22 protein-coding genes are annotated in these 21427 nt (G+C 59.6%); 11 read left to right on the forward strand and 11 right to left on the reverse strand.

Annotated features, from left to right (window positions below):
• Positions 1–42 precede the first annotated feature (42 nt).
• The gene (locus ACR0I0_RS18070) at positions 43–1128 is read right to left on the reverse strand and encodes a polyamine ABC transporter substrate-binding protein (protein WP_171724889.1); all 1086 of its coding nucleotides are present in this window, start codon (positions 1126–1128) and stop codon (positions 43–45) included.
• 140 nt (positions 1129–1268) lie between these two features.
• On the opposite strand from ACR0I0_RS18070, the gene ACR0I0_RS18075 reads away from it, so the two are divergent.
• Positions 1269–1952, forward strand: a complete 684-nt coding sequence (locus ACR0I0_RS18075) for a GntR family transcriptional regulator (RefSeq protein WP_171637831.1) — start codon at positions 1269–1271, stop codon at positions 1950–1952.
• Positions 1953–2029: 77 nt separating this feature from the next.
• Positions 2030–3427 (forward strand): aspartate aminotransferase family protein, encoded by a 1398-nt coding sequence (locus ACR0I0_RS18080; RefSeq protein WP_480492454.1) that lies wholly within the window; start codon positions 2030–2032, stop codon positions 3425–3427.
• A 53-nt stretch (positions 3428–3480) separates the two neighbouring features.
• On the opposite strand, the gene ACR0I0_RS18085 is transcribed toward ACR0I0_RS18080, so the two are convergent.
• Complete coding sequence (locus ACR0I0_RS18085) at positions 3481–4797, reverse strand: lytic murein transglycosylase (protein WP_480492455.1); 1317 nt, start codon at positions 4795–4797, stop codon at positions 3481–3483.
• 62 nt (positions 4798–4859) lie between these two features.
• Positions 4860–5573, reverse strand: a complete 714-nt coding sequence (locus tag ACR0I0_RS18090) for a helix-turn-helix transcriptional regulator (protein WP_171637837.1) — start codon at positions 5571–5573, stop codon at positions 4860–4862.
• An 85-nt stretch (positions 5574–5658) separates the two neighbouring features.
• On the opposite strand from ACR0I0_RS18090, the gene ACR0I0_RS18095 reads away from it, so the two are divergent.
• Both ACR0I0_RS18095 and ACR0I0_RS18100 read left to right on the forward strand, forming a co-directional pair.
• Positions 5659–6357 carry a glutathione S-transferase family protein gene (locus tag ACR0I0_RS18095; protein WP_480492456.1) on the forward strand — a complete coding sequence of 233 codons (699 nt, stop codon included), beginning with the start codon at positions 5659–5661 and terminating at the stop codon, positions 6355–6357.
• Positions 6354–6740, forward strand: coding sequence for a DUF1801 domain-containing protein (locus ACR0I0_RS18100; protein ID WP_480492457.1), 387 nt, complete (start codon positions 6354–6356; stop codon positions 6738–6740). Before ACR0I0_RS18095 ends, ACR0I0_RS18100 begins: the two co-directional genes overlap by 4 nt.
• On the opposite strand, the gene rnr is transcribed toward ACR0I0_RS18100, so the two are convergent.
• Genes rnr through dapE form a run of 3 tightly spaced genes read right to left on the reverse strand, consistent with a single transcriptional unit; the run spans position 6731 to position 10755 of the window.
• Positions 6731–8989, reverse strand: coding sequence for a ribonuclease R (gene rnr, locus ACR0I0_RS18105; protein WP_480492458.1), 2259 nt, complete (start codon positions 8987–8989; stop codon positions 6731–6733). The genes ACR0I0_RS18100 and rnr overlap by 10 nt on opposite strands.
• 47 nt (positions 8990–9036) lie before the next feature.
• A complete protein-coding gene (locus ACR0I0_RS18110) occupies positions 9037–9612 on the reverse strand; it encodes a TIGR04282 family arsenosugar biosynthesis glycosyltransferase (protein ID WP_171637845.1) in 576 nt (191 codons plus the stop codon).
• Between the two features lie 3 nt (positions 9613–9615).
• Entirely contained in the window at positions 9616–10755 is a 1140-nt protein-coding gene (gene dapE, locus ACR0I0_RS18115; RefSeq protein ID WP_171637848.1) for a succinyl-diaminopimelate desuccinylase, read from the reverse strand.
• A 210-nt stretch (positions 10756–10965) separates the two neighbouring features.
• Here dapE and ACR0I0_RS18120 point away from each other — a divergent pair, with 210 nt between their 5' ends.
• Positions 10966–12024: a transporter substrate-binding domain-containing protein gene (locus ACR0I0_RS18120; RefSeq protein ID WP_480486446.1), complete on the forward strand. Its 1059-nt coding sequence runs from the start codon at positions 10966–10968 to the stop codon at positions 12022–12024.
• Here ACR0I0_RS18120 and ACR0I0_RS18125 read toward each other — a convergent pair.
• Positions 12021–12365 carry a hypothetical protein gene (locus tag ACR0I0_RS18125; RefSeq protein ID WP_171637852.1) on the reverse strand — a complete coding sequence of 115 codons (345 nt, stop codon included), beginning with the start codon at positions 12363–12365 and terminating at the stop codon, positions 12021–12023. The two genes, ACR0I0_RS18120 and ACR0I0_RS18125, sit on opposite strands and share 4 nt — an antisense overlap.
• A 338-nt stretch (positions 12366–12703) precedes the next feature.
• Between ACR0I0_RS18125 and ACR0I0_RS18130 the strand changes: the two genes are divergently transcribed.
• Positions 12704–13243, forward strand: coding sequence for a hypothetical protein (locus ACR0I0_RS18130; protein WP_480492459.1), 540 nt, complete (start codon positions 12704–12706; stop codon positions 13241–13243).
• A gap of 139 nt (positions 13244–13382) precedes the next feature.
• Here ACR0I0_RS18130 and dapD read toward each other — a convergent pair whose 3' ends face one another.
• The 3 genes from dapD to ACR0I0_RS18145 all read right to left on the reverse strand — a co-directional run bounded on the left by dapD (position 13383) and on the right by ACR0I0_RS18145 (position 15874).
• The gene (gene dapD / locus ACR0I0_RS18135) at positions 13383–14210 is read right to left on the reverse strand and encodes a 2,3,4,5-tetrahydropyridine-2,6-dicarboxylate N-succinyltransferase (protein WP_171119955.1); all 828 of its coding nucleotides are present in this window, start codon (positions 14208–14210) and stop codon (positions 13383–13385) included.
• Positions 14211–14318: 108 nt separating this feature from the next.
• A complete protein-coding gene (locus tag ACR0I0_RS18140; RefSeq protein ID WP_171119956.1) occupies positions 14319–14918 on the reverse strand; it encodes a GntR family transcriptional regulator in 600 nt (199 codons plus the stop codon).
• Positions 14919–14962: 44 nt separating this feature from the next.
• A complete protein-coding gene (locus ACR0I0_RS18145; RefSeq protein WP_480486442.1) occupies positions 14963–15874 on the reverse strand; it encodes a threonine/serine dehydratase in 912 nt (303 codons plus the stop codon).
• Between the two features lie 79 nt (positions 15875–15953).
• Here ACR0I0_RS18145 and ACR0I0_RS18150 point away from each other — a divergent pair, with 79 nt between their 5' ends.
• Both ACR0I0_RS18150 and ACR0I0_RS18155 read left to right on the forward strand, forming a co-directional pair.
• Entirely contained in the window at positions 15954–16796 is an 843-nt protein-coding gene (locus ACR0I0_RS18150) for an LOG family protein (protein ID WP_480492460.1), read from the forward strand.
• 3 nt (positions 16797–16799) lie between these two features.
• A complete protein-coding gene (locus ACR0I0_RS18155; protein WP_209835422.1) occupies positions 16800–17897 on the forward strand; it encodes a cystathionine gamma-lyase in 1098 nt (365 codons plus the stop codon).
• Here the strand turns inward: ACR0I0_RS18155 and ACR0I0_RS18160 are convergent, their stop codons facing one another.
• A complete protein-coding gene (locus ACR0I0_RS18160; protein WP_171638607.1) occupies positions 17898–18281 on the reverse strand; it encodes a hypothetical protein in 384 nt (127 codons plus the stop codon). It abuts the gene before it with no gap.
• A gap of 160 nt (positions 18282–18441) precedes the next feature.
• Here ACR0I0_RS18160 and ACR0I0_RS18165 point away from each other — a divergent pair, with 160 nt between their 5' ends.
• The 3 genes from ACR0I0_RS18165 to ACR0I0_RS18175 all read left to right on the forward strand — a co-directional run bounded on the left by ACR0I0_RS18165 (position 18442) and on the right by ACR0I0_RS18175 (position 21422).
• Positions 18442–19362: a DnaJ C-terminal domain-containing protein gene (locus ACR0I0_RS18165; protein ID WP_480492461.1), complete on the forward strand. Its 921-nt coding sequence runs from the start codon at positions 18442–18444 to the stop codon at positions 19360–19362.
• A complete protein-coding gene (locus ACR0I0_RS18170) occupies positions 19359–19697 on the forward strand; it encodes a hypothetical protein (RefSeq protein ID WP_171638611.1) in 339 nt (112 codons plus the stop codon). Before ACR0I0_RS18165 ends, ACR0I0_RS18170 begins: the two co-directional genes overlap by 4 nt.
• Before the next feature lie 63 nt (positions 19698–19760).
• The gene (locus ACR0I0_RS18175; RefSeq protein WP_480486436.1) at positions 19761–21422 is read left to right on the forward strand and encodes a U32 family peptidase; all 1662 of its coding nucleotides are present in this window, start codon (positions 19761–19763) and stop codon (positions 21420–21422) included.
• The last annotated feature ends 5 nt before the right edge of the window (positions 21423–21427 follow it).

The following is a 21427-nucleotide window of genomic DNA, read 5'->3' on the forward strand; positions in this document are numbered from 1 at the left end:
GCGGCGGGGCGATCGCCAGACCGCCCCGCGCTTTTGACCGGATCAGGTGCCTGACTTGATCTTGGTCCAAAGACGGGTCACGACCCGCTGTGTTTTCGCGGGGTACGGAGTCGTGATGTACAGGTTCTGCATCGTGGCTTCATCCGGATAAATTGCCGGATCGCCGATCACGTCTTCCTCAAGAAACTCCTGAGACGCCTTGTTGCCGTTGGCGTAGTATACGTAGTTGGACGCAGCAGCCATGTTGTTGGCATCCAGAATGAAATTCAGGAACTTGTGCGCACCTTCCGGATTCGGCGCGTCGGCAGGAATTGCCATCTGGTCGAACCACATCAACGACCCTTCTGCGAACGGGTGGTATTCGATGTTCACACCGTTGTCGGCTTCGGCCGCGCGGTCCCGCGCCTGCAAAATATCACCGGACCAACCCACGGCTACGCAAATATCGCCATTGGCCAGCGCGTTGATGTATTCCGAACTGTGAAACTTCTGGATGTAGGGGCGAACGCTTGTCAGAACGTCTTCGACCTTCTTGATCACTTCCGGGTCATGGCTGTCGGGGTCTTCACCGATGTACTGCAAGGTCATCGGTATCATTTCGGCTGGCGCATCAAGTAAGTGAACGCCACACGAGGCCAACTTTTCCATATTTTCTGGCTTCAGAACCAAATCCATGCTGTTCAGGGCCACGTCGTCACCCAAGACTTCCCTGACCTTGTCGACGTTCACGCCGATGCCCGTCGTTCCCCACATGTAGTTGATCGAGTAGGCATTGTTCGGATCATATCCTGCGGTACGCTTCTGAATCACGTCCCACAAATTTTCCGCATTCGGCAACTTGGCCATGTCCAGTTCCTGAAACGCGCCCGCCTGAATCTGGCGTTGCAGGAATGTGCCCGACGGCACCACCACATCGTATCCCGAACCACCGGCCAGCATCTTGGTTTCCAAAACCTCATTGCTGTCGAACACATCGTAAATCAGGGTCAGACCGGTTTCTTCCTCGAATTTGCTTAGCAATTCTTCGTCGATATAGTCGGACCAGTTATAAACACGCACCTCTTCGGCGAATGCCGCCGAAGTCCCCAATGCGATGACCGCTGTCATGGTCAGCGTTTTGATTGTCATATTCTTCTCCCTGCAAGTGTACGGCTATTTTCCCGTTTTTTTGGATTTGATCAAGTTTTGCGTTTTCCCTCGATCCAGCGTATGGTTTCACGAGGTCTGTCACCTGACAAGTCAGGGTTAGTCGAAATGGGAAGAACCGATTGGATTTGATCAAAAATAAGGCATCTGCGTCGATAGTCGACAAAGGGAAACAGCCCGCGCATGAGCAGGTTTATCAAACGCTCAGATCACAGATCCTGTTCGGCGAATTGGTTCCGGGCCAGCCTGTCACGATCCAGGGCCTAACTGATTCGCTGGGTGTTGGCATGACACCGGTGCGCGAAGCCATCCGCCGGTTGATCTCGGACGGGGCATTGGTGTTCCAGGGCAATCGGCGTGTAAGTGTGCCGCTGCTGTCCCCGGGCGATATCCAGGAAATGATCTTTGCAAGAACCTCAATAGAATCAGAGCTTTCAAGGCGCGCGACGTCGAATTTGCAGGCCGAGGATATCGATCATCTTGAGCGCCTCGACACGCATTTGGACCGTATGATCGCCGACGGGGATGTGGGCGGATATCTGCGTCTGAACCAGGCGTTCCACGAAACGCTGTACTCTCATGCAAACGCACCGATTCTCAGTGATCTCGCCGAAAGGCTTTGGTTGCGGTTCGGCCCTTCGCTGCGTGTCGTGTGTGGTCGATTCGGGACTCAAAGCCTGCCGGATCGACACAAGGATATCATTTCCGCCTTGCGCGAAGGCGACGCCGAAAAAGCGGCAAAGGCAACGGCTCAGGACATCGAACAAGGCATGGAATTGATGTCGGACGCCCTGACTTCCGCTTAACTTAGCCTGATTCGATTGACAGCGATGAATTTGATCATATTGTGATCCGCAACTGCGTTCTTGTAGGAGATTCTCCGATGTCCACCATAACCAACCATATGCCGACCGCCGAATTGCAGGCGCTGGATGCGGCGCATCACATCCATCCTTTCTCGGCCAATGGTGCGCTGGGGCAGGAAGGGGCCCGCGTGATTACACGCGCCAGCGGGGTTTACCTGACCGACAGCGAAGGTGAGGAAATTCTGGACGCAATGGCAGGTCTTTGGTGCGTCAATATCGGTTATGGCCGCGATGAGCTGGCCGATGTCGCGGCGCGTCAGATGCGCGAACTGCCCTACTACAACACCTTCTTCAAGACGACCCATGTGCCCGCAATCGCACTGGCGGCCAAAATCGCCGAACTGGCACCAGGTGATCTGAACCATGTCTTTTTCGCAGCTGGCGGGTCCGAGGCAAACGACACCAACATCCGCCTCGTGCGCACATACTGGGCCGAGAAGGGGCAGCCGGACAAAAATATCATCATCAGCAGGAAAAACGCGTATCACGGGTCTTCTGTCGGGTCGGCTTCGCTGGGCGGCATGGCAGGTATGCATGCGCAGGGCGGCATTCCGATCCCGAACATTCACCACATCAACCAACCGAACTGGTGGGCCGAAGGCGGCGACATGTCGCCCGAGGAATTCGGCCTGGCCCGCGCGCGCGAGCTGGAAGAGGCCATACAGGAGCTGGGCGAGGACCGTGTCGCGGCCTTTATCGCCGAGCCGGTTCAGGGTGCAGGCGGCGTGATCGTGGCGCCCGATACCTACTGGCCGGAAATTCAGCGCATCTGCGACAAATACGATATCCTGTTGATTGCAGACGAGGTGATCTGTGGGTTCGGCCGAACCGGCAACTGGTTCGGATCGCAAACCGTGGGCATCAAACCGCATATCATGACCATCGCCAAGGGGCTCAGCTCGGGCTATGCGCCGATCGGCGGGTCCATCGTGAATGATGAGATCGCCGAAGTGATCGGCGGGACGGAATTTAACCACGGGTACACCTATTCCGGCCACCCCGTCGCCGCCGCCGTGGCGCTTGAAAACCTACGCATTTTGGAAGAAGAGAAGATCGTCGAGCATGTGCGCGACGTTGCAGCCCCCTATCTGAAACAGAAATGGGAGGCCCTGGTCGATCACCCGCTTGTGGGTGAGGCAAAGATCGTCGGAATGATGGCCTCCATCGCTCTGACACCCGACAAAGCCAGCCGCGCCAAATTCGCGTCCGAGCCCGGAACGGTCGGCTATATCTGCCGTGACCGTTGCTTTGCCAACAATCTGATCATGCGTCATGTGGGCGACCGCATGATCATCTCGCCGCCGCTGATCTTGACCCCGGCAGATATCGACGAGATGTTCGTGCGGATTTACAAATCTCTGGACGAAGCACAGGCGGAAATCACCGCTCAGGGGCTGATGAAAGCCGCATCCTGAGATCAGAAAAAGGTTCTATTAAGGGGCGGCCCGTCTGGGTCGCCTCTTATCGTTCACCGCAACCGCTCCAAAAGTGTCGCAGTTGGATAGCCGTCCGGCACCAAGCCCTGCGCCAGTTGGTAGGCGCGAACCGCATTGATGGTATTCGGCCCTGTACGCCCATCGATACCCTTTGTATCGAACCCCGCATTGGTCAGGCGGGTTTGCAGTTCTTTCTTCTCGGTGAAGCTTAGCGCCCGCTCCCCTCGGGGCCAGTCGGACTGAAACGGTGCGCCACCCGCAAGCCGGTCGGACAGGTGTCCGATACCGATCACGTAAGCGTCGGCCCCGTTATAGGCCTCGATCACGCTGAAATTGTCGAAAATCATCAGCGCCACGCCATGCCTCCCGGCGGGCAAAAGGATTGCGGCTTGCCCGTGATCCAGGACCGGTTTGCCGTCACGCCCCACCACGCCACGCGCCGCCCAATCTGACGGCAGCAGGGTGAAGTCCCGTTTGGCGGTGGCATAGTCGAACCCTTCGGGCAAGCGCACCTCGACGCCCCAGGGCTGCCCCTTTTTCCAACCGTGTCGCGCCAGATAGGACGCGGCCGAGGCCAGCGCATCCGTCGGATCATCCGACCAGATGTCTCGCCGACCATCGCCATCGAAATCAACTGCGTGATCCAGATACGAAGTTGGCATGAATTGCGTGTGCCCCATCGCACCTGCCCAGCTGCCCAGCATGTTTTTGGCGCTGACATCGCCTGCCTGCACGATCCTCAGCGCGGCGATCAACTGCGTTTCAAAGAACTGCGCCCGCCGTGCATCAAAGGCCAGCGTCGCCAAGGAACTCAGCGTCCGGTTGCTGCCACGATAAGAGCCGAATGATGTTTCCAACCCCCAGATCGCCGTGACCACTTCCTTTTCTACGCCATATACCGCCTCGATTTGCTGCAACACCTGCCGATGTCGTTGCATCGCGGCACGACCATTGGAAACGCGTGTGTCCGAGACGGCGGAATCCAGATACGCCCAGATCGGTTTCGAAAATTCGGCCTGATTGCGGTCTCGTTTCAGGATGTCCTCGTCAAAGATCATGTCCGGGAACACACTGTTCAATGTTCTTTCCGATATACCCTGCAGCTTCGCGCGCTCGTGAAACGCGCCGAGCCAGGCCTGAAACCGTGCGGTCACGGCCGCGGACACCCGCAAAGCCTCAACCGTCGGGCGCGGGACCGGACGGATCGAAACCGCCACATCCGCCGAGGCCAGCTGTATCGTTTTGCCGGACACTGCACTGTCTGGCCAAGTCGTATTTTCTGATATGTCCGCCTGCACCATGGATGCCCACAATGCGACGGTCATGACGCCGCCTACGCATTTTTGCATTCCGATTTTTCCTGATTACTGCTCGACCTCAGGGTAGCGCAAAATCGGCGAATCACAAAGTCTCAGGCGTCCTCATCGCGTTCTTGCGCGTCGCGCGCTGCGCGGATTTGCGCCAAAACTTCGCGCAGCATGGGCACCCGGTAAGGTCTAAAGCTTTGATCTGTCACGGACATGTCCTGCATGCGATCCAACCGGAAGACGCGAAAATCCTGTCTCAGGTGGCACCAGCCGAGCAACACATTTGATCGATCCATATAGACGATGCTCAGCGGGTTGACCCGTCTTTGTGTGGCACCGCCCTTTGCGTCCGTATACGAGAACTCGATCGCGCGTTCGTCCCACGTCGCCTGCCGCAAAATGGCCACGTCGATTGTTGGCGCGGGCGGGCGATTGAACCGCGTTGCCGCCAGAACCGCGTGGCTCAGCCGATGGGACTGACGCTGTGGCAATCGCCCCTGCAATTTCCGCAGGGCGGCGCTGGCTGCATCTGACAAGGCCGGGTCACCAATCACCTGAACTTCGCGCAAGCCAAGAACCAGGGCCTCAAGCTCGTCATCGGTGAAACCCAATGGCGGCAAAGTGGCATCTTCGATCAGGGTGAATCCAAACCCTGCCTCACCGTCGATAACGGCCCCCAGACCACGCAGCGCGTCAATATCCCTGTGTATCGTTCTGGCAGAAACACCCAGATCCTGCGCCAGTTGTTCAGACGTTCTGGGCGATGGGCCAGAACGCAGGGCTTGCATCAGTTGGAACAATCGGGCGGTGCGGGACATGATGAACCCTAGCCTATCCCTAATGACAAAAACTGTCATCAGCTCGGTTTACTCATCCGGCACGTCAAATATACGGAGCCACGCGATGCTGACCCTTCTCACCTATCCTTCCGCCTTCGGACTGTTCAGCGCCAGTCCGTTCTGCGTCAAGACAGCCTTGATGCTTCAGCACTCCGGTCAGGTCTGGCAGCGTTCGGACATGCTTGACCCGCGCAGGATGCCGCATCAAAAACTGCCAGTGCTGCGCACGCCAGAGCGGTTGATTCCGGACAGCGATCTGATCCGCGATTGGCTGGAACGGAAGGGGGCGGAGTTCGATCAGGGGCTTTCGGATGTGGAAAAAGCGCAATCCCGCGCGCTGGTACGAATGGCCGAAGAGCATCTGTATTTCCACATCGTTCTGGACCGCTGGGGCAATGACGAGGTCTGGCCAATCCTTCGCGAAACCTTTTTCACCGGAATTCCGGCTCTGATCCGAAAGCCGGCGTCCAATGCGATCCGAAAATCCGTTCTGAAAGGAACCAGGTCACAAGGGATCGGCCGGTTCTCGTTGCCCGAGCGCCTGGACCGGGTCGAACGCGATCTCGAGGCGATCTCGGCCCATCTGTGGCAATCCCGGTTCCTGCTGGCGGATCAACCGACATCAGCAGATATGAGCGTCGGCCCAATGCTCGCCGCCATGCGCGCAACGCCTGCCGATACCCCACTGACCCGAAGGATCAAACAAGATAATCTGTTGAACAGTTACGTAGACCGGATGGAACAGGCGATACCGATTGCATGAAACCTTTTGATGACCCCACAGTCGCCTCGGCCTTTGAAGCCCTGCCCCCGCAAGCACGCGCGGGAGCCCTGGCGCTTCGTGATCTGATACTGAATACAGCAGAGTCTCTGCCCGCCGCCACTCCATTGCGAGAAGAGCTGCGCTGGGGCCAGCCCGCCTATCTTGCCCCCAAAGGGTCAACGATCCGGCTGGGGGCTCACAAATCCGCGGATTTCGCACTGTTCGTGCACTGCCAAAGCCGATTGATCGGTGATTTCACCACGGCCTTTCCGGGCGAGGACCGAATTGACGGGAACCGGGCCATTCTGTTCGATGACCCGAGCCAGATCGATGAAACCCGCCATGGCTGGCTGATTGCCCGGGCGCTGACCTATCACCTTTGACGGCGCTTGCGTTCGACCTTGCGCTTGATCTTGTCCTTCTTGCGCTTGGTGCTGGCTGCCTTGCGTCGCGTCGACCGCTTGGCGGGCCCGCGCCCGCGAGGCAGGGCCTGATCGTCGATGGACAGCAGTTCCAGCTCCAACCCGCCGGTCACAGGTGTCGCCTCGGTCAGCCTCACTGTGACCCGCTGGCCGATGGCGATGATCAGCCCGGAATCCGAGCCCATCAGCGTTCCGGCCTCTCGATCAAAATGGAAGAATTCGCGCCCCAAAGACCGCACCGGCACCAGGCCATCCGCGCCCGTTTCGTCCATTTTCACGAAGGCCCCGAACCGGGCAATGCCACTGATCCGCCCGGTGAATTCGTTGCCCACACGTTCGCTGAGATAGGCCGCCAGATAGCGGTCGGTCGTATCGCGCTCGGCCATCATCGAGCGGCGTTCGGTATCCGAAATATGCGTGGCCGTTTCTTCGAGCCGGGCAATTTCGTCCTCGGTCAGCCCGTCCTTGCCCCAGCCATGGGCCGAGATCAGCGCCCGGTGCACGATCAGGTCTGCATAGCGCCGGATGGGCGAGGTGAAATGCGCGTAATTACGCAGCGCCAGCCCGAAATGGCCGAAGTTTTCCGGGCTGTAATAGGCCTGCGCCATCGACCGCAAGGTGCTGAGATTGATCAGCTCGGCATCCTCGGTGCCGGCGGCGGCATTCAGCAGCGCGTTCAGGTGACGGGTCTGGAGCACCTGCCCCTTGGCCAGATTCAGCCCGGCGGCCTGCGCCGTCTCGCGCAGGCTTTCCAGTTTTTCGGGCGCGGGTTCTTCGTGCACCCGGAACAGCAGCGGGCTGCGCTTGGCGATCAGCGTCTCGGCGGCGGCCACGTTGGCCAGGATCATGAATTCCTCGATCAGCCGGTGCGCGTCCAGCCGGTCACGGAAGGCCACGCTTTCGACCTCGCCCTTGTCGTTCAGAACGATCTTGCGCTCCGGCAGGTCCAGCTCCAGCGGCTGGCGATCAGCACGGGCCTTTTTCAGCGCGGCATATGCAGCATAAAGCGGTTTCAGAACGCTCTCCAGCAACGGCCCAGTGCGGTCGTTCGGATGACCGTCGATGGCCTCTTGCACCTCGGCATAGTTCAACGAGGCTGCCGAGCGCATCAGACCGCGCACGAACCGGTGACCGATCTTGTTGCCATCCGCGTCGATCTGCATCCGCACCGCGATACAGGCGCGCGGCACGCCTTCGTGCAGCGAACACAGATCACCCGACAGACGGTCGGGCAGCATCGGCACGACGCGGTCGGGGAAATAGCTGGAATTGCCGCGCTTGCGCGCCTCGCGGTCCAGCGCGGTGCCGGGCCGCACATAGGCGGCGACATCAGCAATGGCGACCCAGATCACATGACCGCCCGGGTTTTTCGGGTCGTCATCAGCATGGGCATAACAGGCGTCGTCATGATCGCGCGCGTCCGAGGGATCGATCGTCAGCAAAGGCATATCCCGCAGATCCTCGCGGCCTTTCAGGCCGACAGGTTTGGCCTTGTCGGCCTCGGCAATCACCTTGTCGGGGAAATCATCCGGGATGCCGTGCTGATGGATCGCGATCAACGAAACGGCCTTGGGCGCAGTAGGGTCGCCCAGCCGTTCCACGATGCGCGCGCGTGGCAGCCCCATGCGGTTTTTCGGCCCGGCTTGCTCGGCCTCGACCAGTTCGCCATCCCTGGCGCCCAGCGCAGCGCCTTCGGCCACCAGCCATTCGGTCGATCCGGCCTTGTCGATCGGCACGATCCGCCCGCCTTCGGCCCCTTTGCGGAAGATACCCACGATTTTCCGAGGGTTCGTTCCGATACGGCGGATCAGGCGGGCTTCGTAATTGTGATCTTCCTCATGCACCACGGTCAGACGAGCCAGAATGCGATCACCTTCGCCCAGCGCCGGGTCGCTGGCGCGAGCAATGATCAGAACGATGGGCTCGACCCCCTCGCCATGCCATTCCAGCGGCCGCGCGAACAGGTCGCCATCGGCATTCGGCGCCTTTACCTGCAACACGCTGACCGGCGGCAGGCGATCCGGGTCGCGGTAACTGCGCTTGCGCTTCTCAAGATGGCCTTCGGCCTCAAGCTCTTTGAGGATACGTTTCAGATCAATCCGATCCGCGCCCTTGATGCCAAAGGCTTTGGCGATATCGCGTTTTGAGGTCAGGGTGGGGTTCGCCGAGATCCAGTCCAGGACCTCCTGCTTGGTAGGGATGCGAGTCATACGTCCGGCCTAGCACGCGTTTGCGACCGCGTCATGACCAAAAAGCCTCAGGGGTCAAGATCGGCAACCGTATCCACATCGCGCAGTTGATCAAGCAATGACACCCGACCGCCAGAAATCGAGGCCAGCGTGTCAGCCAATGCGTGTTCTGTCGACCAGCGCACGTTTTGGAACAGACTTGCCGGCAAGGCTGCATATCGTTGCGCGCCGACCAGCCAATAGCCACCATCCGGGGCTGGCCCAAACACCATTTGAGAACACCCCAATGCGTTGAAAGCACGGGCAATATGGCGGCGCGAAATGCCCGGAATGTCCGCACCGATCAGGCAAACCGGGCCCTTGGGCATCCCGCGCAGCATCCGCCCCATACGATCCCCCAGGTCCCCACGCCCCTGCGCGGCGCGCGGCAGGTCAGCGGGCCATACCCGGCTGTTCAGACCCTGCTGATCGGGTGAGACGGCCAAAACGATTCGCCAACGGGGATCACGCAGCCGCCGGATCAGGGACCGGGTCTGGTGCCGAAACCACCACGCCGCCGCGACCATGCCGATTTCTCGTCCAAGCCGCGTTTTGACGCGGCCCGGTTGAGGTTCCTTCACCATGATCACCAATGTGCGCTGCATGGATCAGGCGAAATAATCGGTCAGGATGCGGCTATAAATCGATTTGAGTTGCTGGATCTGGGCCACCTCGACGCACTCGTCAACCTGATGCATCGTGCGACCGACCAGACCGAACTCTACAACCGGGCAATGGTTCTTGATGAAACGCGCATCCGACGTACCACCGGTCGTCGAAAGCTCGGGCGTTGCGCCTGTTTCCGCCTCTACCGCCTTGGCCACCAGATCCGACAAGGGCCCCGGCGGGGTCAGAAAGCTTTCGCCTGAAATCTTGATTGCGACATCTATTTCAACGCCGAACCGAGCGGCCACCTGATCTGCTTCCGACTTCAGCCAGTCGCTCAGGCTGGCCCCGGAATGCAGATCATTGAATCGAATATTCACCGTTCCCTTGCACTGCGCCGGGATTACGTTAGTGGCCGCATTCCCGGTGTCGATTGTCACCACTGCCAATGTCGAAGCATCGAAGTGGTCCGTGCCCTGATCCAGTTCGTGCCCCGCCAGCCGATCCATCAGCCGCGCCATGGCTGGCAACGGGTTTTTGGCACGATGCGGATAGGCCGAATGCCCCTGAACACCGGTGATCGTAAACCATGCGGTCATCGAGCCCCGACGGCCGATCTTCATCATTTCACCCATCTTGTTCGGGCAAGTGGGCTCACCCACCACACAGACAGACATATGTTCATCGGCGCCGTCCATGTAATCCAGCAAGGCGGTCGTGCCATCCAGCGCGTCGCCTTCCTCGTCGCCGGTAATCGTCAGGATGATGGCTCCGTCAGGCGGGGTGTCGCGCACGAAATCGATTGCCGCCGCCGCAAACGCCGCAACGCCGGATTTCATATCCGTTGCCCCACGCCCATACATCACACCATCGCGTATTTCGGCCCCGAAAGGCGGCATCGTCCATGCGGCTTCGTCGCCGACCGGCACAACATCAGTATGGCCGTTGAACCCGAAACTGCGCGGATGGCCTTTCTGGCCCCATCGTGCGAACAGGTTGCTGACGCCACCACGGTCGACACGCGTGCATTCAAACCCCGCATCCGCCAGCTTCGATCCCAGCAGAACGAGCGCGCCGCCCTCGGCTGGTGTGACCGATGGGCAACGGATCAGATCGGCTGTCAATTGGACGGGGTCGGTCATGCAATGGCCTCTGGAACGGTGTCTTTCGCGGGTTCGCGCACAGATTCAACGAATTGGCCGGTTTTCCAACCCCAATTCGCCAAAATATCATTTCACCCGACTGAGCAGATATCAAAGCGATACCCTGACAAATCATGGCGGTTTACCCGGCGACCATCTTGCCGCCAGCCGCGCAATCGCGTTACAGGGCCGCGAAACAGGTGAATGAAAATGAAGCGCGCATTCTACGCACTGATCTGCCTGACTTTCGCCGTCCTAGCGCAGCAGAGCATGGCACAGTCCCTCACGGTCACGACGGTGACCCGCCCCCCGTTTTCCTATGTCGAAGACGGTGCGGAAACCGGCTTTTCGATGGATCTGCTCGCCGCGCTGGCAGAAGCGCTGAACTGGGACTATTCCATCAATCGGGTGGATTCATTCTCGGATATGCTGGAGGCGGTTCAGAATGGGTCCGCCGATCTTGCAGTCGCCAATATCTCGATCACTGCGCTGCGGGAAACGCAAATGGACTTCAGCCAGCCGATCTTTGAGGCGGGCCTACAGATCATGGTGCCATCGGAAGCCGCGCGCCAGCCTTCGCTGCTGCATGCGCTGCTCTCAAAAGAGTTGTTTATCGCCATCGGCCTGGCCTTCGCCATTCTGTTGGGCGGCGGCATGTTGATGTGGAGCTTTGAGCGCAGTGCTCAACCCTATTTCGATCGCAAGCTGAACGAGGCATGGTTTCCCTCGTTCTGGTGGGCGCTGAACCTCGTCGTGAACGGCGGGTTCGAAGAGAGGATGCCGCGCACGCCTTTCGGCCGGCTTCTGGGTGTCATTCTGGTTGTTTCGTCACTGTTCATCGTGTCCGTTTTCACGGCCCGCATCACCTCGGTCATGACGGTGGATGCGATCACGGGCAGCGTGAATTCGGTGAATGACCTGTATGGCAAAAATGTCGGGACAATCTCGGACTCGACCGCGGCAAGTTTTCTGAACCGGCGTGATATTGAATTCACCGGCTATCCCGGGCTGGAGCAGATGCTGGATGCGTTCCAGTCCAAACAACTGGATGCTGTCGTATTCGACGCGCCGATCCTGTCTTATTATGCGGCCCATGAAGGCCGGCGAACGGCGTCGATGACAGGCGGCGTCTTCCTGCGCGAGAACTATGGCATCGCTTTCCCGACCGGGTCGCCTCTGGTCGAGGATGTCAACCAGGCCCTGCTTTCGTTGCGTGAAGACGGTACTTATGACGAAATCTATCGCAAGTGGTTCGGTATGCGGAACTAGGCCGGCGCCTCGTCCCCGAAGAACGGTGTCATCTGCGCGACGATCACGGCGTTTTCATCCAGGGCACGCTGCATCAGGGCACGTTCGTCAGGTTCGATGTCATGTCCCTGTGCCTCACGCTCGGCCAGGGTCCCGTAGCCGGTGACATCCAAAGGCGCGGTGTCGGCCTGCTTCAGAATAGCCACCGTCTCGCGCACGGCCTCGGCTTCGTCCACGCCGCTGGCGTAGCAGATCAGTGCCGCCCCCGTCGCACCGTCCGGCAGCCCGTCGCCGTCCTTGCGGCCGATCTGGACCAGAAGGGTATAGACTTGCTGACGAGAGGGCTTCTTTTGCTTTTCCATGGGCCCTGCATTACGCGCGGTGTTTTGGAGGGTCAACTGCTTCCATCGATCCAGGCTTTGAGCGTGGAATCTTCCGCAGCCCCCTGCCCGGCCCACAAGCCTAGAGGATTTGAAGGAATGCGACTCAGCAAAGCCCCTTCCCCATTTTCGCCCAAAAATTGAGCCGCGCTTCAACTCCATTCCTTAAGTTGAATCGGGCACATTTTTGCCACATTTTGACCTCAATTTTAGCCATTTCCTGCTGAGTTCGACGCGTTTCCTGCCTTTCACAACGGTGAAGAGAAGCCAACCCTAGGATGGTGCCACTGCGTAAGTCATTTTTTTACAGGAGAATTAAAATGAGTGTTCTGTCCAAGTTAATGATGACAACTGCAAGTGTGATTGTGCTTTCCGGAGTACCTGCTGTCGCCGTGCTGTCTTTTGTGACGCCAAGTGCAGCTTACGCCCAAGACGGCGGTGGCGATAGCGAAGACGGGGGCGATAGCGAGAGCGGTGGCGACAACGAAGGCGGCGGCGATAACGAAAGCGGCGGCGATAACGAAAGCGGCGGCGATAACGAAAGCGGCGGCGACAACGAAGGCGGCGACGATAACGAAAGCGGCGGCGACAACGAAGGCGGCGACGATAACGAAGGCGGCGGCGATAACGAAAGCGGCGGCGACAACGAAGGCGGCGGCGACAACGAAGGTGGCGACGATAACGAAGGCGGCGACGATAACGAAAGCGGCGGCGACAACGAAGGCGGCGACGATAACGAAAGCGGCGGCGACAACGAAGGCGGCGACGATAACGAAAGCGGCGGCGATAACGAAAGCGAAGGCACGGAAACCAACGCAGGAAACTCAGAAGTTGACGCTATGCAGGGTGAAAATCGCTGACCCACACAGAGCGTTCGTCTGAGCCAGGGCACAATCTCAGGACAGGCTCTGACCAAGGTGCGGTCGCATAAGTCAAACACCCCAAAAAACGGAAAGGCCGGAGCGGGTCAGCTCCGGCCTTTCTGTACAACCGGGGCGATCAGTCCCGCAGCAATTCGTTGATGCCGGTTTTCGACCGGGTCTTTTCATCCACCCGCTTCACGATCACCGCGCAATACAGGCTGATGTTGTTCTTTGACGGCATCGAACCCGCGACGACCACGGAATAGGGCGGGACTTCGCCATATGTCACTTCGCCGGTTTCCCGATCCACGATCTTGGTTGATTTGCCGATGAACACGCCCATCCCCAGAACCGAGCCTTCGCGGACGATGCAGCCCTCGACCACCTCGGAGCGCGCGCCGATAAAGCAGTTGTCCTCGATGATGGTCGGGCCGGCCTGCATCGGCTCCAGCACGCCACCGATACCTACGCCGCCCGACAGGTGGACATTTTTGCCGATCTGCGCGCATGAGCCGACGGTCGCCCAGGTGTCGACCATGGTGCCTTCATCCACATAGGCGCCAAGGTTGACAAAGGATGGCATCAGCACCACGCCCGGCGCGATATAGGCCGATTTGCGGACAACGCAGTTGGGAACCGCGCGGAACCCGGCCGAGCGCCATTGATCTTCACCCCAACCAGCGAACTTGCTGTCCACCTTGTCCCACCAGCCGCCGTCCTGCGGACCGCCTGTCTGAATTTCCATGTCCTTGATGCGAAAGCCCAGCAGAACCGCCTTTTTGGCCCACTGGTTCACGTGCCAGTCGCCGTTTTCCAGCTTTTCGGCAACACGCAGCGACCCGCTGTCCAGCGCGTTCAGCGTGTCTTCGATCGCTTCGCGTTGTTCACCTGCCGTGGCAGGTGTGATCGTGTCGCGCGCCTCCCAGGCGGCTTCGATGGCGGCTTCCAGTTGCGCGTTGGACATGGGGCGTCTCCCTACAGAATCTGTTCATGTTGGTTTGGCCTATACGCAAGCCGGGCCCATGGCGCAATGCGACGAACACGGGCCGTTTTGCGTCTGAAAGGCCCGCAATCAGCTGGCGCGGCGTATATGTCGGGTCAGAATACCTTTTGCCGTGCTCAGGTCCTTCCGCCTGAGTGCCTGAACAAGTGCGGCGTGATCCTTGTCAGTTTGCTGCACCCATTTCGACCGCCAGTGCGCAAACAAGTGGCGTGCGCTTGCGATATGCAGATCGTCGATGGTGTGCAACAGACGGGGCAGCCCGCAAGGTGTCAGGATGGCGCGATGGAATGCTCTGTTCAACGCCTCCCATTGGGGCATCGTCTGCGCCTCGTCACAGGCGATGCGTGCGCGGTCGATCTTGTCCAACGCGACCGGAGACATGTTCTGCACCGATTGCTGCAACGCCAGTGTTTCCAGCGCCACGCGCATTTCGATGACCTCTCGCACCTCTGCCGGGTCCAGCGCCGTGACCCGCATGCCCCGGCGCGGCTCGTGCCGGGCCAGTCCATGCGCCTCAAGCCGCAACAGGGCTTCCCGCACCGGAACATGGCTGGTGTCGAAGGTGCGGGCAATATGATCCTGCCGCAGCTTTTCCCCGGCGCTCAGCTCTCCGGTTATGATTTGCTGGCTGAGGTTCTGGTAAATCGTGTCCGAGATCGTAGCGGTCATAAATTATAGATAAAATCTACGACAGCTATCCTCAACCAGATAATTCACCCCGCAAGCGGGTCCGGCGCGACATTCGCACCACACACCAGAACGGCCACGCGCTCGCCCGGTTCGGGCCGATACACGCCCGAGGTCAAGGCTGCCAACGCCGTGGCGCCCGCCGGCTCCACCAGAATACGATGCGCCTGCCACAACGTCTTCTGAGCCGCCGCGATGGCATCATCCGACACCAGGACCGACGTCATCCCCTGTGCCAGGTCGAAACAGATCTGCCCAATCCGGCGCGCGCCAAGCGCATTTGCCGCGATGCCGGATACGGAAACATCCACCGGCTCACCGGCCTGCAACGCCGCATTCAATGCACAAGAGGTCTGGGGTTCGACCGCCACGACCTTGCGCGCTCCGTCAAACCAGGCCAACGCCCCGGCGATCAGCCCACCCCCGCCCACGGCGACCAACACCGTATCTGCCTGTAGGCCCTGCGCATCCCATTCCGCAAAGCAGGTCCCCTGCCCCGCCACGGTAGCCGGCGCATCATAGGCGTGAATCTGCATCGCGCCGGTCTCCGCTTCATGCGCCTGCGCCTGTGTCAGCGCATTGGCGTATTCGCCGGGCACAACGCTCAGATCCGCGCCGGTTTGCCGGATCAATGCAATCTTGGATGGCCCCGCCAGTTCGGGCACGAAAATCTTGGCCGGATAACCAAGCGCCTGCGCCGCAAAGGCCGCCGCTGCACCATGATTGCCACCGGATGCAGCCACGACACCTGCATCGGGCACGTCGAGGCTCAGCAACGTATTGAACGCACCGCGCGCCTTGAAACTGCCCGTGTGCTGCATGTGCTCCAGCTTCAGCTCAATGGGATGGCCCGGAACTCGGCTCTCGATCACCGGCGTCACCTGCGTATGCCCGGCGATACGATCCCGCGCCGCTGATATTTCGCTCTTCCAATTCATTCTTGTCTTTCCGTGACTGGCACTCTGCCCGCGAACCCTATAGCTGTTTGGAAAACACGCAAGCAGGGATCGATCACCCATGAGAGAAGACCGCCACAATCCGTTTCGCGATGCGCAGACAGATCGTTCGACCGCGAGCGAAGTGCCGGACACGCCGCAAACGCGATCGTCCGCCTATCGCCTTGCCTTTGCCGATGACGAATTCCTGTGCCGCGACGAGCTGCGCCCGGTACGTCTGCAACTGGAACTGCTGAAACCCGAGATGATCATGAGTGAGCGCGAGATCACCTCGACCATCGTGATGTTCGGCGGCGCGCGCATCCCTGAACCATCGCAGAAACACACCGCACGAACGGAAACGCTGGCTGGTCTGTCGACCTATTACGACGAGGCGCGCGAGTTCGCGCGGCTGATGACCGTGAAATCGAACGAGACCGGCTGCCGTGAAAACGTGATCGTCACGGGCGGCGGCCCCGGTGTGATGGAGGCAGGCAACCGTGGGGCACAGGACGCGGGCGGATGCTCGATCGGGTTGAATATCGTTCTGCCGCACGAGCAGGCCCCGAACCTTTATGTGACGCCGGATCTCAGCTTCAACTTCCACTATTTCGCCATCCGCAAGATGCATTTCCTGATGCGCGCCCGCGCCATCACGATTTTCCCCGGTGGTTTCGGCACATTGGACGAGCTGTTCGAATCCCTGACCCTGATTCAGACCGGCCGGATGGACCGCGTGCCCTTCCTGCTGTTTGGTCGCGAATTCTGGGAAAAGGTCATCAACTGGAAAGCGCTGGCCGATGCCGGAACCATCTCGGACGAGGATCTTGACCTGTTTCGCTTTGTGGACACGGCGCAGGAAGCGGTCGAGATCATTGAAAACTGGGAGCCCGCCCCGCCCCGCGACGAAATTCCGGGGCGCTGAACCATGGCGCCCAAGACCGGAGAGATGCTGCATCTGCGCGGAAATGCCCTGAGCAAGGGCGAACCCGTAGCGCTGCCACTGACCCAAAGCAGCATGTACCACCTGCCGGGCACCCCGGACGGGCAGGCGAGTTACGGCCGGGTGGACAACCCGACCTGGGTGCATCTGGAGCATGTTCTGTCGCATCTGGAAGACGCGCCCTGCCTCAGCTTTCCCTCGGGCATGGCAGCGATTTCCGCAGCACTGTTTGCCACAGTAAAGGCCGGATCACGCCTGCTGATCCCCTCCGACGGCTATTACGTGACGCGCCTATTGGCCGATCGTTTCCTGTCGCGGCTGGGCGTGATCGTTGAGGAACGCCCCACCACCGCCTTTGCCGACGGCGGTTTTGACGGGTTCGATGTGGTCTTTGCCGAAAGCCCCTCGAATCCGGGGTTGGACATGATCGATCTGACCGAGGTGGCGGATCGGGTGCGCGCTGCCGGGGGCATAACCATTGCCGACAATACGACGATGACTCCGCTGGGTCAGCGTCCTCTCGATCTGGGCATCGATGTGGTCGTCTCGTCCGATACCAAGGCGATGGGCGGGCATTCCGACATGCTGATGGGCCATGTGGCCAGCCGCAACGGCGACATCATGGAACGGGTCGAGGAATGGCGGAAAGTCTCCGGCTCGATTCCGGGGCCACATGAAGCATGGCTTCTTCATCGCGGACTTGAAACGCTGGACGTTCGGTTCGACCGGATGTGCAGCTCGGCCGAAGTATTGGCCGAACGCCTGACGGCACATCCCGCAGTGAAACAGGTGCGCTATCCCGGGCTGGCCAACGACCCGTCGCATAAACTGGCGCAAGAACAGACCACACGTTTCGGATTTCTGCTGTCCCTGACGCTGAACAGCGAAGACCGGGCCGAAGCCTTCATCAACAATTGCTCGCTTCTGCGCCCAGCCACGTCATTCGGAGGCGTCCACAGCTCGGCCGAGCGGCGCGCGCGCTGGGGCGACGACGTTGATCCGGCCTTCATCCGCCTGTCCGTCGGATGCGAACCCGTGGAAGAATTGTGGCAAGCTATCGAAGCCAGCCTGAACGTCGTGTGATTACTTTTTGGGCTCACGCAGTTCTTTGAACACGTAGATCGGCAGCACAACGCTGGCGATCAACGCCCCCAGCCAGACCAGCAATGTTGCCGCCAGCAGGTTCGAAACCCCGCCAACGGTCAGCCCGGCTGCAATCAGGTCGGTCACGAAAAGGCCCACGAAGGTTACGATCAGGGCGATCCCACCTTTCAGGGCGGGCGCTTTCTTTTCGCCCAGTTTCAGGATCAGGGGTTCAGCCACGACCTGTACGACGGTGAAGACAATCACCACCACGATGAACGAGATCGGCTTGATCGCAAATCCCGACAATATCAGCGCGGCAAGCAACAACCCAATGGCATTCCCGGCCATCAGGGCCAGGGCGGATTTTATTCTGCGTGACATGCGGCGGTCTCCGTCATTCGACAAGTATAAATATGCATATACTATCAGGTCTTCGGGATTTTACGAGACAATTCAATCGCCTCTTCCGTTTCAACCATTGAAATCAAATGGTAGAACACCTTCATCGTGATCAGACCCGCCCCTGACCTGTGAGAGTGAGATGAGCGACGACCCCTACACCGTTCTTGGTGTCTCGAAGGACGCCAGTGCAGCCGAGATCAAAAAAGCCTACCGGCGTATCGCCAAGGATTGCCATCCGGATCTGAAACCCGGCGATGCCACGGCCGAGGCCAAATTCAAGGCCGCCGCCGCTGCTTATGATCTGTTGAAAGATCCTGAAACACGTGCGCGTTTCGACAACGGGGAAATAGACGCCTCGGGTCAGGAACGCCCGCAACAGCAGTATTACCGGGACTATGCCGAGGCTGCTGGAAACCCCTATCGCGGGCGTCAGGCGGATCCCGACGACATGTCAGACATCTTTGCCGAGTTCATGCGTGGTCGCGGCGGTTTTGGGGGCCAGCGCGGCTACCAGTTTCACGCACCGGGTCACAATCTGAACTATTCACTGCAAATCAGCTTTCTGGATGCCGTGTTCGGCGCCAGTCAGAAATTGACCTTGCCGGATGGAGACCGGATCGAGGTCAAAATCCCGGCCGGGATCACCGACGGCCAGACCATCCGTTTGCGCGGCAAAGGCGCGCCGGGATATGGCGAAGGCCCTCCAGGTGACGCACTGGTGACGGTTTCGGTCGCCAAGCACCCGGTTTTTGAACGTCAGGGCGACGACATCCATATCACGCTGCCGATCACAATCGACGAGGCCATTCTGGGCGGAAAAGTCCCGGCCCCTACCATAGACGGCGGTGTGAATGTCAACGTCCCGGCAGGCACCAGCAGCGGCAAAACGCTTCGGTTGCGCGGAAAAGGCGTGAAAAAGCGCGGCTCGTCCGCCCGTGGTGATCAGCTGATTGAGCTGACCATTGCGACACCGGACAAGATCGATGATGAACTGAAGCAGTTCATGGAAACCTGGCGTCAAAAGCACCGCTATGATCCGCGGAAAGGAATGCAGCTATGATCCTGACCGAAAAGGAACTGATCGAAACGGTCACCCGCCTGACCTCGGACCGCCTGACCGAATACCTGGCGGCGGAAATCGTGATTCCGGAACAGTCGGATCAAGGGCTGGTTTATCAAAATATCGACGTCGCCCGTCTGGAACTGGCCTGTGAGTTGCACGAACAGTACGACATGGAGGCGGATGCGCTGTCGATGATGATCTCACTGATCGACCAGCTGCATGGGCTGCGGGCCGAACTGCGCGAAGTTCTGAACGCGATCGAGGCGCAACCCGAACCTGTGCGGCAGCAACTGGTCAAGGTCATCGGTACAGCGCGATTCCGTCGCAGATAACGGGGTTTTGGACTCGAAACATTTGGATTAGAAGGCCGGCTTGATCCTTTGACAGGTGGCGCCATGACCCAGTCCAGATCTGAATTGCTGATGCCTGCGGGCAATCTGCGCAAGCTGAAACTCGCTGTCCTTTACGGGGCGGATGCGGTGTATCTGGGCACGCCCGATATGTCGCTGCGCACGAAATCCGAGTTTTCGCTGGAAGAGGTGATCGAGGGCGTCGAGTTCTGCCACAGCCATGGCCGGCGCGCCTATCTGACGCTGAACCTGTTCTCGCACAACAAGGACATCCCGAAGCTGGACGAATATATCGACACTGTCCGCAAAGTGCAGCCGGACGGGTTGATCATCGCCGACCCCGGCGTGTTCCAGTACGTGCGCGACCGCGCGCCGGAACTGCCGCTGCACATCTCGACTCAGGCCAATATCTGTTCCTGGCTGTCGGTGAAGTTCTGGCAGGATCAGGGCGCGGAATTGGTGGTTCTGGCGCGCGAGGTTTCCTACCCCGAACTGGTGGAAATCCGCGAAAAATGCCCCGACATCAAGCTCGAGGCCTTCGTCCACGGGGCCATGTGCATGACCTATTCGGGCCGTTGCCTGCTGTCGAATTTCATGGCGGAACGTGGCGCCAACCAGGGCAACTGCGCCAACTCCTGCCGCTGGAACTATGCGCTGAAACTGCGCCTGAAGGATGGCACACATCAGGAATTGCGCATCACCGAAGAAAACGCCGACCTGTTCGAATTCCTGCTGGAAGAAGGCTGCCGCCCCGGCGATCTGATGCCGATCGAGGAAGACGACCGCGGTTCCTACATCCTCAATTCGCGCGATCTGTGCATCATGCCCAAGCTGGACGAATACCTGAAGATCGGGGTCGACAGCCTCAAGGTCGAGGGGCGCGGCAAGTCGGAATACTACGCCGCCATCGTCGCGCGCGCCTATCGCATGGCCATCGACGATTACTATGCCGACCCCCAGAACTGGGACCCGAAACCCTATATGCGCGAGTTGGAGACCGTGGGAAACCGCGGCTATACGCTGGCCTTCCACGAGGGGCGTCTGACCAACTACGCCCATGATTACGAGCACACGGCGTCCATCGCGCAATGGGAATATGCCGGGATCGTCACCGAAGTGACCCAAGATGCCTTTCTGGTCGAGGTAAAGAACAAGCTGGAACCCGGCGATGTGCTGGATTTCGTCTCGCCCATCTCGCGCGAGACGGTTCTGCTGAGGGTCTATGATTTCGAACGCGCATCCGATGGTGCGCGGATGGACGTAGTGCATGGCAGCACCAAAACAGTGATCCGCCTGCCCTTCACCCTGTTCGACCACGAGGATATCGACGATCTGCGCGCCCGGTTCCCCGCCTATTCCGTTCTGCGCAAGGAACGCGCCCTGACTGACGAACACTGGAGCCGCATCCGCTTTGACAAGCTGGTGCAGGGTTTGGAAACCTCGGGCCGTGACAACCCTGGCGCCTATGCCCGCCGTCGCGACGCCTTGGTTGAAAAGATCGGCGAAGACGGCAACGAACGCCGTTTCAAAACCAACCGCATCGGCACCGAGGGTTGCTGTGGCAAAGGTTGCAACGGCTGCTTGATTTTCTGGCAGGACGACAAATACGCGCTGGCCCGTGAAGTTTTGTCAAAGCGCAAGCAGGGCGAACAACTCAGCCGCCGTGAGGCGACGGAACTGAAGCTGCCGGGCGCACAACAAGCCTGAGCCGG

The organism is Ruegeria sp. AG6 (genome assembly GCF_056541565.1).